Source organism: Streptomyces flavusporus (assembly GCF_046267975.1).
GTDB classification, from domain to species: domain Bacteria; phylum Actinomycetota; class Actinomycetes; order Streptomycetales; family Streptomycetaceae; genus Streptomyces; species Streptomyces flavusporus.
In genome coordinates, this window is record NZ_CP176503.1 from 9,185,656 (window position 1) to 9,198,239 (window position 12,584).

12 protein-coding genes are annotated in these 12,584 nt (G+C 72.6%); 4 read left to right on the forward strand and 8 right to left on the reverse strand.

The features are described 5' to 3' along the window. Positions 1-134: 134 nt before the first annotated feature. The 7 genes from ACKTSN_RS43285 to ACKTSN_RS43315 form a co-directional block, all read right to left on the reverse strand. A complete protein-coding gene (locus ACKTSN_RS43285; RefSeq protein WP_409474063.1) occupies positions 135-1,091 on the reverse strand; it encodes an alpha/beta hydrolase in 957 nt (318 codons plus the stop codon). Positions 1,092-1,311: 220 nt separating this feature from the next. After that, positions 1,312-2,058 carry a GntR family transcriptional regulator gene (locus ACKTSN_RS43290; RefSeq protein WP_409474064.1) on the reverse strand — a complete coding sequence of 249 codons (747 nt, stop codon included), beginning with the start codon at positions 2,056-2,058 and terminating at the stop codon, positions 1,312-1,314. 131 nt (positions 2,059-2,189) lie between these two features. Beyond that, on the reverse strand, positions 2,190-3,356 hold the full coding sequence (locus ACKTSN_RS43295; protein ID WP_409474065.1) for a serine hydrolase domain-containing protein: 1,167 nt from the start codon (positions 3,354-3,356) through the stop codon (positions 2,190-2,192). A gap of 98 nt (positions 3,357-3,454) precedes the next feature. Next, positions 3,455-4,423, reverse strand: coding sequence for an acetylxylan esterase (locus ACKTSN_RS43300; protein ID WP_409474066.1), 969 nt, complete (start codon positions 4,421-4,423; stop codon positions 3,455-3,457). A gap of 149 nt (positions 4,424-4,572) precedes the next feature. Continuing rightward, positions 4,573-5,157 (reverse strand): Rv1733c family protein, encoded by a 585-nt coding sequence (locus ACKTSN_RS43305; RefSeq protein ID WP_409474067.1) that lies wholly within the window; start codon positions 5,155-5,157, stop codon positions 4,573-4,575. A gap of 161 nt (positions 5,158-5,318) precedes the next feature. Further along, the gene (locus ACKTSN_RS43310) at positions 5,319-6,074 is read right to left on the reverse strand and encodes a ferredoxin reductase (RefSeq protein ID WP_409474068.1); all 756 of its coding nucleotides are present in this window, start codon (positions 6,072-6,074) and stop codon (positions 5,319-5,321) included. Beyond that, a complete protein-coding gene (locus ACKTSN_RS43315) occupies positions 6,067-6,672 on the reverse strand; it encodes a sulfite oxidase-like oxidoreductase (RefSeq protein ID WP_409474069.1) in 606 nt (201 codons plus the stop codon). Before ACKTSN_RS43315 ends, ACKTSN_RS43310 begins: the two co-directional genes overlap by 8 nt. 265 nt (positions 6,673-6,937) lie before the next feature. On the opposite strand from ACKTSN_RS43315, the gene ACKTSN_RS43320 reads away from it, so the two are divergent. Together ACKTSN_RS43320 and ACKTSN_RS43325 are read left to right on the forward strand one after the other, a co-directional pair. Then, the gene (locus ACKTSN_RS43320) at positions 6,938-7,756 is read left to right on the forward strand and encodes a putative protein N(5)-glutamine methyltransferase (RefSeq protein WP_409474070.1); all 819 of its coding nucleotides are present in this window, start codon (positions 6,938-6,940) and stop codon (positions 7,754-7,756) included. A 129-nt stretch (positions 7,757-7,885) separates the two neighbouring features. Continuing rightward, positions 7,886-8,842 (forward strand): hypothetical protein, encoded by a 957-nt coding sequence (locus ACKTSN_RS43325; RefSeq protein WP_409474071.1) that lies wholly within the window; start codon positions 7,886-7,888, stop codon positions 8,840-8,842. 13 nt (positions 8,843-8,855) lie between these two features. On the opposite strand, the gene ACKTSN_RS43330 is transcribed toward ACKTSN_RS43325, so the two are convergent. Further along, complete coding sequence (locus ACKTSN_RS43330) at positions 8,856-10,934, reverse strand: SpoIIE family protein phosphatase (RefSeq protein ID WP_409474072.1); 2,079 nt, start codon at positions 10,932-10,934, stop codon at positions 8,856-8,858. 262 nt (positions 10,935-11,196) lie between these two features. On the opposite strand from ACKTSN_RS43330, the gene ACKTSN_RS43335 reads away from it, so the two are divergent. Beyond that, positions 11,197-12,078 (forward strand): hypothetical protein, encoded by an 882-nt coding sequence (locus tag ACKTSN_RS43335; RefSeq protein ID WP_409474073.1) that lies wholly within the window; start codon positions 11,197-11,199, stop codon positions 12,076-12,078. Positions 12,079-12,209: 131 nt separating this feature from the next. Then, positions 12,210-12,581 carry a hypothetical protein gene (locus tag ACKTSN_RS43340; RefSeq protein ID WP_409474074.1) on the forward strand — a complete coding sequence of 124 codons (372 nt, stop codon included), beginning with the start codon at positions 12,210-12,212 and terminating at the stop codon, positions 12,579-12,581. Positions 12,582-12,584: the final 3 nt, after the last annotated feature.

The following is a 12,584-nucleotide window of genomic DNA, read 5'->3' on the forward strand; positions in this document are numbered from 1 at the left end:
AAGGAGCGGCGTCCGGTGCGTGCTCTCGGCGTGCCGGCCGGAAGTCCTCGTACTGGACGTACTTGGGCTTTCGGCCGGTGCGGCGAGAGGGCGTGCCGGGCGTCGCGACGGGGCGAACGTTGCCTGCCGCGGCACTAGAGGGTGCCGAGCGCCTTTCGTAGGACGTGAATGGCCTGCTCGATGGCTGCTGTTGATGCCTTGGTGGAGCGGACGGGGTTGAGCATCATGAAGTCGTGGATGATGCCGTTGTAGCGAACACTCGTGGTCGGGACGCCTGCCCGAGTGAGCTTGGCGGCGTAGGCCTCGCCCTCGTCGCGGAGGACGTCGTTCTCGTCGACGATCACGAGCGCCGGGGGAAGACCTGCGAGGTCCTCAAGGGTGGCGCGTAGCGGCGATGCCGTGATCTCGTCTCGCTTCTCGGGGGAGTTCGGGATGTACGCGTCCCAGAACCAGGCCATCGCCCGGGCCGTGAGGAACGGGCCGTCGGCGAACTCCCGATAGCTCTCCGTGTCCTGACCGGCGTCGGTGACCGGGTAGTAGAGCGACTGATGCACGAAGTGCACGTCCCCGCGCTGTTTGGCCATGAGAGCGACCGCCGCGGTCATGTTGCCGCCGACCGAGTCGCCCGCGACGGCCATGCGGCCGGCGTCGAGGCCTTCGCTGCTCCCGTTCTCGGTGATCCACTGGGCGGTCGCATACGCCTGCTCGATGGCGACGGGGTACTGCGCCTCCGGCGAGCGGTCGTACTCGACGAATGCGACGGCCGCCCGGGTGCCGTCGGCCAGCTCCCGAATGAGCCGGTCATGCGTGCCGGAGTTGCCGAGGATCCACCCGCCTCCGTGGATGTAGAGGATCACTGGCAGTGGCCCGGTGGCGCCCACCGGCTTGATGAGACGGACCTGCACGTCTCCGACCTGGGCCGGGACAGTGATCCACTTGTCCTCGCCGACCTCGGCCTTCTCAATGGGGGCGGCCTGGATGTCATCGAGCACCTTGCGGGCGCCCTCCGGGCCGAGTTCATAGAGGAAGGGCGGATTCGCGGTCGCATCCGCGAGTTCCTGCGCCTCCGGCTCGAGGACATGGTCGGCCACGAGTCGGCTCCTTTCGGTGAGGGAAGTCGATACGAATTCGGGGATACCTCGACGCTAAAGCCAGGCGCACCGGTCGGCGAGTCGTAGCGATCGAAGAGATCTGCCTGACGGCCTCGCCGGTGGTGCGTGCCCGCATGATCGTGTCCGTGGCCCGCGCATGGGGATTCACCGGCCCACAGAGCCCGGTCTCACGCCGGGCCCGGTGGGCCGGTGCCCGGGCTCAGACCGCCGTCGGCAGAGTGAACTCGTAGACCAGGGCGTCCGGTTGGGCGTCCACGACGAGGTCGGTGAACTCCAGCGGGCGGGCGTACTGGTCGTGCACCAGCCGGGTCACCCGGACCGAGGGCGTGTCCGCGAGCGGCGTGATGGCGTCGCGGTGGTGCAGGGCGAGGCCGGCCCTGCGCATCCAGTCGTAGGCGCGGCGCAGCTGGGCCGAGGCGGTGCCGTCGGCGCGGTCGCGATACCGGGCCAGCTCCTCGACCTCGGCCAGTGCCACGGCCGAGAAGGACGTCACGGCCCTGCGCAGACCGTGGCCGTCGGTGCCGGCGGACTCGTAGCGGTGCATCAGGGTCGGCCGGTGCGGGGCGAGCCCCAGCGCCTCGGCGTGCTCGGGCGGGGGCGTCTCCCAGCTGACGGTGGCGCGGTCGACGGCGCGCGGGTCGGCGATGTGTCGGGCGCCGACCGGGAAGATCAGCGAGGTCGGGTCTTCGGCCGGCGGGCCGGAGAGGGTGGCGTGGCTGCCCCGCCGGTCGGTGGCGACCAGGCCCTCGCGGCGCAGCACCTCCAGCGCCTGCCTGACGGTTTCCCTGCTGACGCCGAAGTGCACTGCCAACTGCCGTTCGCCCGGCAGTCGTTCGCCGGGCGGGACGGTGCCGTTCCGTAGCTCGCCGAGCAGCTCTGTCGCGATCCGCCGGTACAGGGGTTGTCCGTCGGTGTGCGGGTGGTCGTGCGGGGTGGTGCGGGCCATGCCGCGCCCTCCTGTTGGTGACGTGCCGTAGCCGTGCGGGCTCATTGCGCCACCAGATCTAGCATTGGTCTAAACCAGCATGGAAGTGCGGTCCGCGGGTTCGACCGAAACAGGACAGGTCCACTCGGCCGTCACAGCGCGCCGTACAAGGCGTCGACCAGCGCCATCTTGCGTGGGTCGTTCGCGATGTGCGGCCCCATGCGGTTCATCACGTAGCCCAGCGACACCCCCGCCTCCGGATCCGCCAGCCCGCAGGACCCGCCGAAACCGTCGTGCCCGAAGGCCCGCGGATTGGGCCCGTACGAGCCGTGCGGCCCGCTCAGCCACAGTCCCAGCCCGGCCTCCGTATCCCCGTCGAACCCGGCACCCAGGACCAGGTCCCGGCAGGCGCCCTGCCCCTCGCGCACCCGCTCGGCCGCCTCGGGGGACAGGATGCGGTGGCCGTCGTACGTACCCCGGCCCGAGAAGATCCCGTACAGGGCGGCGACCGCCCGCGCGGTGCCGTGGCCGCCCGCGGCGGGGATCTCGGCGGCCCGCCACTCGGGCGTGTTGGCCTCGGCCGCGCCCACCACGGGATTGGTCAGCGCGGCAAGCGCGGCGGGCGCCAACTGGCTGAAGATCGCCGTCTGTTCGCTGCTGGGCGCGACCCGCGGATGCACCAGCTCCGCCGCCCGCGCGGCCTCCTTCTCCGGCAGTCCGATGGTGAAGTCGAGCCCGAGCGGCCCGGTCACCTCACGCTCCAGGAACGCGCCCGGCAGCAGCCCCGACACCCGCCGGACGACCTCGCCGACCAGGTGGCCGTACGTCAGCGCGTGGTACCCGGACCGCGTCCCCGGTTCCCACCACGGCTCCATCGCCGCCAGTCGGCCCGTCGTCACCTCCCAGTCGCACAGATCGGCGAAGGTGTGCGGCTCGCGCGGGCCGGAGAGTCCGGCGCGGTGCGACAGCAGATGCCGTACGAGGATCTTCTCCTTGCCGGCCGCGGCGAACTCCGGCCAGTACGCGGCCACCGGGGCGTCGAGGTCGAGCAGGCCCTGGTCGGCGAGGATGTGCGCGCACAACGCCACCGGACCCTTGGACGTCGACCAGACGTTGACCAGCGTGTCGCGTTCCCAGGCCCGGGTGCGGGCCGCGTCGGCCCAGCCGCCCCACAGGTCGACCACGGTCACGCCGTCGACCGAGACGGCGACCGCGGCGCCGAGCTCGCCCCGCTCCCGGAAGTTCTCCTCGAACGCCGTCCGCACCGCGGCGAAGCGGGTGTCGCAGTGACCGTGGATGTCTGGCGTGCGCTCGGGCATGGCCCCTCCGTCGTCCGTCGGAAGCCCGGTCCGCGGCCCTGCGGCCCGGGCTCCCTGAACGTACCGACTGGTCGGACCGGAGGGAAGTGGCGTTCCGCTCAGGCGTAGGACCGCAGCCAGCGCACCTTGGCGGCCTGCTGGTACGGGCCTCCGCCCTCGTGGTCGTTGAACTCGTACACCTCGATCGCCTTGTCCTCGTGCGCCCAGGCGTTGAAGGCGGCGAAGACGGTGGACGGCGGGCAGGTCTGGTCCTCCAGCGCCGCCGAGAACAGCGCGGGGGCCCGGCCGCGGGCGGCGAAGTGCACGCCGTCGAAGTAGGAGAGCGTGCGCAGGGCGTCCTCGCCGCGGCCGCGGTGGGTCTTGAGGTACAGGCCGATCTCGCGGTACGGGTGACGGTCCGTCAGCGTTGCCGCCCGCGGGTAGTCGCACAGGAACGGCACGTCCGGCGCGACCGCGACCAGGTCGGGGACCAGACCGCCGACGGCGATGGTGATGCCGCCGCCCTGGCTGGCGCCGAGCGCCACGGTCCGGGCCGCATCGGTGAGCGGATGCGAGCGGGCCGCGTCGACGGCGCGCACCGCGTCCGTGAACACCCGGCGGTAGTAGTAGTTCTCCGGCGCGTCGATGCCGCGGGTCATGAAACCGGGGTACGCGGGCGCGCCGCCGACCGGATCGGGGGTGCCGCCACCGCCGCCCCAGGCGCTGCCCTGGCCGCGGGTGTCCATCACGAAGTGCGCGCGGCCCGTGGACGCCCACAGCAGGTGCTCGTGCGGCAGACCGCGCCCGCCCCCGTAGCCGATGAACTCCACGACCAGCGGCAGTGGTTCCTCCGCCGCGGCGGGCAGCGTCAGCCACCCCTTCACCGGGTGCCCGCCGAATCCGGCGAAGGTCACGTCGTACACCGTCACCGTCGACAGTCCTGTGTCGACCGGTTCGAACCGGGCGTCCAGGTCGTACTCGCGCGCCTCCTGCAGGGTCTTGGACCAGAAGGCGTCGAAGTCCTCGGGCTCGCTGGAGGAGCTGTGGTACTCGCGGAGTTCGTCGAGGGGGAGGTCGAACAGCGCCATGTAGGACCGCCTTGGGTGAAGAGGACGTTGATGATCACACCGTACGCGGGTGGTCGGACCACTCGCCAGGTCTTCTCGTCCTCGATCGGGGCATGGACGGGGGAGGGGAGACAGACCGCCTGGTGGTCGGAGCACTCATGAACGCCCGGTCAGGCCCGCCGCCCCGTCCACTCCGGCTCCGTACGGGCCCACTCGCGCTCCCACTCGGCCATCCGGTGACCGGTGGCCACCCGGCGTACGACCGCACGGCCGAGGAGCACCACGCCGACCGTGCCGGCCGTGGCGCAGGTGCCGATGGCGAAGGTGTGCTGCCAGACCGTCGCGTCGTCCGGTGGTGGCGGCACACTGCGGCCCTGCGCGTCGAACCACACGTCGACCCTCTCACCGGGCCGCGTGCCCGCCGGGACCTGCGCCGTGGCGGTCCGGGATCCGTCGCCCGGCTCCGCCCACCGCACGGTCGCCCGGTACGTGTACTCCCGGCCGCCGTGCAGGGCGGGCAGGCTGTCGGGGTCTCTGCCCACGACCTCGGCGCGGACGTGCCGGCGTTCGGCCCGCTGGGCCACCGCGGTCGACCGTGCCTCGTCGTGGGCCCACCAGGCCGCGACCGCCCCGGCCAGTGGAGCGCCCAGCAACAGCAGGACGGCGACGGCCAGCACCGTCCACGCCTCGACGACGTCCGACCGGCGTCGCAGCGGATTGCGCCGCCACCGCCAGCCGCGCACCCGGGTTCCCATGCCCGCCTCCTCGCCGTCACCGGAGGCCCCGGGAGCCGTACCCTCGCTCCCTCGGGCCGCCACGTATGCGTGCGAGTGCCACATGGATCTCGTACCCCGTCCACGGGACTTCGTTCACGACGAACGGCCGCCGCGCGGGACGAGCCGGGGAGCGCCGGGGCTCAGCCGAAGCGTTCGATCCGGATACGGTCCACCGGCTGGCCGGCCGCGACGAGCAGACGCGACGCATGCTCGGCGAAGGCATTGGAGCCGCACACATAGGCCTCCCACCCACCGGGAGGCCGCTCGGCCAGGAGCGGCGCCACATGGGCGGCCGTCAGACGTCCCACGGGCAGACCCTGCGGGGCGCTCCGCGTGAACACGGGCGTCGTCTCCGGGCCGTACTCCGCCGCGTAGATGAGCTGCTCGGGACCGCGCGCGGACACCAGCAGCCGTAGCGGCACGGACAGGTCCCGTGCCCGGTGGTGGCGCACCATCGACATCAGCGGTACGACCCCGGATCCCGCGCCGATCAGCAGCGCCGCACGGTCGCCCGGCCAGGCGAAGAAGCCGCTCAGCGGGCCGCGCACCTCGACCCGGTCGCCCGGCCGGGCCTCGGTGTGGAACCAGCCGGAGACCTCGCCGCCGTCGACATGGTCCAAGGTCAGCTCGATGTGCCCGGAGTCGTCCGGCGCGGACGCGATCGAGTAGTGGCGCTGGGCCGTGTAGCCGTCCGCGGCGGTCAGCCGCAGCATCAGGTGCTGGCCCGGCAGGTGCCCCGCCCAGGCGGGCACCGCGAACCGGAAGGTCGCGGCGCGCGGGGTCTCGCGGCGGATCTCGGTGAGCGTGGCGGTCTGCCAGCGGTTCGCGGTCCCGTTGCCGACGGCGATGCGCCCGGGGACGGCGAACCGGGTCGGAGGAGTGAAGATCTCAGTCACCGGAGTACCGCTGCTCCTCCCAGGGGTTGCCGCGCGCGTGGTAGCCGTTCTGCTCCCAGAATCCGGGCTCGTCGTGGTCGAGCAGCCGCAGGCCGGCGATCCACTTGGCGCTCTTCCAGAAGTACAGGTGCGGCACGAGCAGCCGCGCCGGACCGCCGTGCTCGGGCGTGAGCGGTCGGCCGTCGTACTCCCACGCGATCCAGGCACGTGAGCCGGTGAGGTCGGCGAGCGGGAGGTTCGTGGTGTACCCGGTGTGCGCGTACGCCACCGCATGGGTGGCGGACGGCAGCGGCCGCACCCGCTCCAGGAACGCGTCCAGGGACACACCCCCGAACCGCACCCCGAACTTCGACCAGCTGGTCACGCAGTGGATGTCGCCCTCGTACACCGACGCCGGCAGCGCGTGGGCCGCATCCCAGTCCCAGGTGAGCGGCTCCTCGACGAGGCCGTCGATGCGGAAGGTCCAGTCGGCGGGCGTGAGGTCGGGCGTGACCTCGGCGGACAGGACGGGCCAGTCGTCGCCCGCGTCGTACTGCCCGGGCGGCAGCCCCGGGTTGTCGACGCGCGGGCGCCCGGTGAAGCCTCGGGTGACGTTCATGCGGGTGGTGCCTCCAGGCCGCCGGTGCGGCGGCCCGCCGGTAGAGCGTGATCGGTGCGTACGCGGACCACCGTACGCGGTGAGCGTCCGACCCTTCGGGTAGGGTGGCCGTCCGGCTGCGGGTGGTCCCAGCCGTTGCGAGGCCGAGGAGGTGAGACCCATTACTGCTGTGTCAGGTCGGGTGCTCTCCCCTCACGACAGCGCGGATCACCGGCTCTAGGTGGCCGTGAGAGCGCCCTTCGGCTTCCGAAAGGCTCTCGGTTTCATGCCCGCTCCTCCTTCCGCTTCGCCGTCCAGCCCCTCCCGCCCCTCCCGCCCCTCCGTCGTCGCCGCGCTGCGTGCCGCGGGCTGCGTCTTCGCCGAGGACGAGGCGGAGCTGATCCTCGGCGCCGCCCGCACCCCGGCCGAGGCCGCCGCTATGGTGGACCGCCGCCGTGCCGGACTGCCCCTTGAACTCGTCCTGGGCTGGGCCGAGTTCAAGGGATTGCGGATCGCCGTCGAACCCGGCGTCTTCGTGCCCCGCCGCCGCACCGAGTTCCTGGTCGACCAGGCCGTCGCCCAGGCTCCGGACGCAGCCGTCGTCGTCGACCTGTGCTGCGGCTCGGGCGCGGTGGGCGCCGCCCTCGCCGCCGCTCTCGGCCGCGTCGAACTCCACGCCGCCGACATCGACCCGGCCGCAGTGCGCTGCGCCCGCCGCAACATCGCCGGTCACGGCGGCCGGGTCCATGAGGGCGACCTGTTCGAGGCCCTCCCCGGCGAGCTGCGAGGCCGCGTCGACATCCTCGCCGCCAACGTGCCCTACGTCCCCACCGCCGAGGTCGGCCTGCTGCCGGCCGAGGCCCGCGACCACGAGCCGCTGGTCGCCCTCGACGGGGGCGCCGACGGACTCGAGGTGCTGCGCCGGGTCGCCGCCGAGGCGGGCCGGTGGCTCGCGCCCGGCGGCTGCCTGCTGATCGAGACGAGCGAGCACCAGGCCCCGTCGGCCGTCGACGCCTTCACCCGCGCCGGCCTGACCACCCGACTGGCGGTCTCCGAGGAGCTGTACGCGCACGTCGTGATCGGGGTCGGAGCCCTTGTCGGCTGAGCCGGTTCGTACGTCCCGGGCCCGGCAACAGATTTCGGTGAACCCCGCCGACGGCCCGGGCGTCACAGGAACGGTACGGGCTCCGGCCCACACCCACAGACTCCACACCTTCGTCCCCGGGGAGGGCCCATGCGTAGGAAGACCAGCCCCATCACGACCACCCGCACGAGGTCCGCGCGCACTGTCCAACTGCTCGTCGGACTGGCCCTTTTCACCGCCGGAACCGGCGCCCTCGCGGGCTGCGGAAGCGAGGAACCCGGTGGCTCGGGAGACAAGGTGCGCGCCACCGGGCAGGCTCCCGAGGCCGCGGCCCGTGCCCGCCGGGTGGCCGACGCCTGGGACGGGTCGAAGGCCGCCGAGGCGTGGCGCGCCGGTTACCACCCGATGGGCGAGGCGGTCGAGTTGCCCGAGGGCGGCTTCCATGACAAGGCCGACGAACGTGCCTACGCGACCCAGAACTTCGTCCTGCGCGGCCGCCTTCCCGTCGCGCCGGAGCGCAACGGACGGGTGACGTGGGACAGCGGCGGCTCGCTGACCCGGCCCCTGATGGGGGCGCGGGGTGCGTACGAGAGGTTCGCCCACGGCGCCAATGACGGACCGCACCTCACCGTGGCCGGGGGGCGGTTGGGCCGTATGACGCTGGCCACCAGCCGCGGCCCGGCGACCGTCCCGGCCTGGCTGTTCACCCTGGAGGGCTACGACACCCCGCTCAAGAGCGTCGCCGTCGGCCCGTCGAAGCTCCCCAGGCCGCCGATCGGGCCGGCCGCGGGGTCGCCAAGCGGCGAACTGTGGGAGCTGCGCGGCCTGGTCGAGGTGGCCGGCGACGGCCGGTCCGTCACCGTGATCGGCAACCACGGCGCCTGCGACGACGGCCCGGTCGTCCATGTGCTGGAGACGGACGGCAGCGTGGTGCTGTCCGGCTCCGTCGCCGGGGGCACGGACGGCCCCTGCACCGCACAACTGCTCGGCAGGGAAGTGACCGTGACACTGGACCGGCCGGTCGGCGATCGCGTCCTGCTGGACGCCGCCACGGGCCGGCCCCTGCCGTACGGAGGCCCGCACGGGCCGTCGCCGAGCTGGAGTTGACGAGCGGTCGGCGTCAGTTCTCCGGCTGTGCGCGGGCGATGAGTACGGCCACGTCGTCGTGGTTGTCGGGGTGGTGCAGTGTGCGGACGAGCAGGTCGCAGACCTCCTCCAGGGGGCGGGTCGGGTCGTCGAGGAGGCCGAGCATGGTGGCGAGGCGTTCGTCCAGGGAGTGCCGGCGGGTCTCGACGAGGCCGTCGGTGTAGAGGACGAGTTCGTCGCCGGGGCCGAGGTCGAAGACGGTGGTGGAGAACTCGACGCCGCCCACGCCGAGCGGCGCCCCGGTCGGCAGGTCGAGCAGCTCCGGGCGTGAGCCGACGCGGATGCGGGCGGGCGGCAGATGGCCGGCGTTGGCGATCCGGCACTGGTGAAGCCGGGGGTCGTGGACGGCGTAGAGGCAGGTGGCGATGGAGTGGTCCAGGCTCTCGGTGATCCGGTCGAGGTGTTCCAGCAGCCGTGCCGGATCGAGGTCCAGCGAGGCCAGCGTGTTGGTGGCGGTCCGCAGCCGGCCCATCGTCGCCGCGGCGGTGATGCCGCTGCCCATCACGTCGCCCACGACGAGGGCGGTCTTGCCGCCGTCCAGTGGGATGACGTCGAACCAGTCGCCGCCGACCTCGGTGGTGGCGCCGGCGGGCTGGTAGCGGGAGGCGACTTCGAGGCCGCCGGTGACGGACGGGTGGCTGGGCAGCAGGCTGCGCTGGAGCATCAGGGCGGTGTCGCGGGCGTTCTGGTACCAGCGGGCGTTGTCGATCTGCACGGCCGCGCGGGAGGCCAGCTCACGGGCGAGCAGGAGGTCGTCCTCGCTGAAGGGCAGCGGATTGCCGGTGCGTTTGAGGTCGAGGGCGCCCAGCACCTCGCCGCGCGCGATGAGCGGGACGGCCAGGTACGAGTGGACGCCGGCGCGGGCCAGCAGCGCCGCCGCCTCCGGGGAGCGGGCGATGCGCGGCAGGTCCTCGTCCTTGACCTGCGCCACCATGACGGGCCGGCTCGTGCGCACGCACTCCGTGACGAGGCGGTCGGGGCCGTAGCGGGCCACCTGCCCGGGCGGGTCGGCCGCATGCAGGGCGTCCGGCGCGTCGTTCGCCTTGACGGCCAGGGCGCGGATCACCGCCGGCTCGGCGGGGCCGAGGTTGCGGCGGCGGCCGCCCACCACCGCGTCCAGCAGGTCCACGGCCGCGATGTCGGCGAGCTCCGGCACGGCGACGTCGGCGAGTTCCCGGGCGGTGCGGTCCAGGTCCAGCGTGGTGCCGATCCGGGCGGACGCGTCGGCGATGAGCGCCAGGCGCCGTCGCGCGGACTCCGCCTCGACGCCCGCCCGGTACTTCTCGGTGACGTCCTCGATCGACAGGGCCACGCCCAGCACCGTGCCGAGCGAGTCCTCCAGCCGGTACAGCGACACCGACCAGGCATGGTCCTCGTCAGGGTCGGCCGGGGTGCGGCCGACGGTGGAGTGATCGACGAGCGGCCGGCCGGTCTCCAGGACCCGGCGGGCCGCGGACTCCAGGGTGTCGATCTCGACGAGGGGCAGCACCTCACGGATCGTCCGGCCGGTGTGCTCCTCGGCGGGGATGCCGTTGATCCGCTCCAGCGCCGGGTTGACGGTCACGTACCGCAGACGGGTGTCCAGGACGGCCAGCCCGATCGGCGACTGCGAGATCATCCGTGTCGACAGCGCCACGTCCTGCTCCAGGCTGCGCACGGTCGTCTGGTCGGCGGCGAGCCCCAGGGCGTACACGTGCCCCCGGTCGTCGAGCAGCCGCATGTTGCGGAACTCCACCAGCCGGGTGGTGCCGTCCTTGCGCCGGATGGGGAAGGCCCCGGCCCAGCCCTGGCCGGTGGCCATCACGTCGGCGAACAGCTTCTTGACCAGGCCGACGTGCTGCTCGTGGACCAGCACCCGGGCCGCGTACCGGCCGAGCGCCTCCTGCGCCGAATAACCGAACAGTTCCTCCGCCTGGGGGCTCCACAGCATGATCCGGCCCTCGGCGTCGAGCACCACCGAGGCCACGCCCAGCACGTCGAGCAGGCCGCTGGGCCCCAACGACCCGCGGCCCGGTTCTGTCCCGTCGGCCACGGGAGGCCCGGTTGCACCCATCGCACGCACCGCCTTCGCCCATCCTCCCGGCACGCGGTCCCCCGTGCCGACTTGCTCGTTGTACCGCGCTCAACCATCTCTCTTACGCCACGACGGCCCTTCTCCACCATCCCTCAACACGACCGTTGTCGTCCGGCGAAGCGCCAGGGAGCGGTCGCCGAGCCGACGGATCGCGTTTCTTCATTGGTCTGTACATGACTACCTGATCGGGCCACACTGATGCGCCGAGCGCGCCCCCACCCCCCCGATCGAGGAGCCGACCATGCCCCTGCGCACCCGGCAACGTTGTCATGCCGCCCTGACCGGCCTCGCCGCCTTCGCTCTCGCCACTGCCGCCGTCCTGTCCGCCGCCCCGTCCGCCACGGCCGCCGACGCCTGGATCGAGGCCGGCTCCGACCGCGCCGATCCGCTGACCGAGAGCCAGGGCCTGACCTCCGTCGAGGTCCCGGCCGGAAGCCCCAACCGCTACACGGGAATCGGCACCATCCCCGCCGGTGTCGGCAGCCGCGGCTGGAACCACGTCGGCGACCCCGACGCCTCCTACGGGGGCTTCTACATCGAGCCGTACCAGCGGGACTCGGGCACCACGAAGATGTTCCGGGTGCAGGCCCCCGGCGGCACCTGGTCGGAGTACGTGCACACGCTCAGTGCCGGGGAGGCGCTGAACAACTCCTGGGTCGCCGTCTCGCCGGGCGGACAGTGGATGCTCGCGGGCGAGTGGGGCACCATGAACCGTCTGCTGGTCTTCCCGACCCCGGGCGTCAACCCGGGCACCTCCCCGGCGGCGAACCTCCCGCAGGCCTCCACCGTCCACCTCGACCACGCCGTGCGTGACGTGCAGGGCTGCGACTTCGTGAGCGCCACCCGCCTGCTGTGCTCCTCCGACGACCCGGCCGGCACGCTCTTCGGCATCACCAAGCCGCTGCTCCAGATCGACCTGTCGGCCGAGCCGAACGGCACGGCCGACGTGACCGGCCATGTCACGGCGCTGCGGCAGCTGCCGTTGCGCAGTGGCTGCTCTGGCACGTTCGAGACGGAGGGCATCGACTACGACCGCCGCACCGGCACCCTGCGCGTGATCGTCCTGTCGCCGGGCTTCTGCATCCTGACGGACAGCGTGACGTACCGCTTCACGAAGAGCTGACCCGTCGGACCGAGCGACGCTCCTCTCGGGGCTGTGCGTCCCGGAATGTGGTGGTTTTCTTGGAGTGCGGCGCGGTGTCGCGGGGGAACTCGCTGCGGTACCGCAGCGCGGCCACGAGAGGAGCGATCACGATGGACAGCGAGCGACTGCACCCGGAGTCGGTCTCGGTGGAGATCAGCGGATGCAGCAAGGAGGACGCCCGGATCGTGTTCGACGCGCTGTGCGCGTGCTTCGACTCGGACCGGTGCTCCGACGACGTGCCGCAGGAGTGGCACCAGACCCGGCCGACGGTGTGGCTGGGCACGTTCGACGTCTCCGAACCGCACGAGGGCGCCCGCCCGGCCGGCCGGCTCACGTCCTCCGTGGAGGCCGACGTGCAGGGCGGCTACTGGGCCATCGACCGCTTCCGCACCACTCTGAACGACCTGTTCACGGTGCGCGACCTCTGCACGGCCTCCGGCGACCAGGAGCGGGAACTGCACGTACGGCTGGAAAGCAGGTGACCT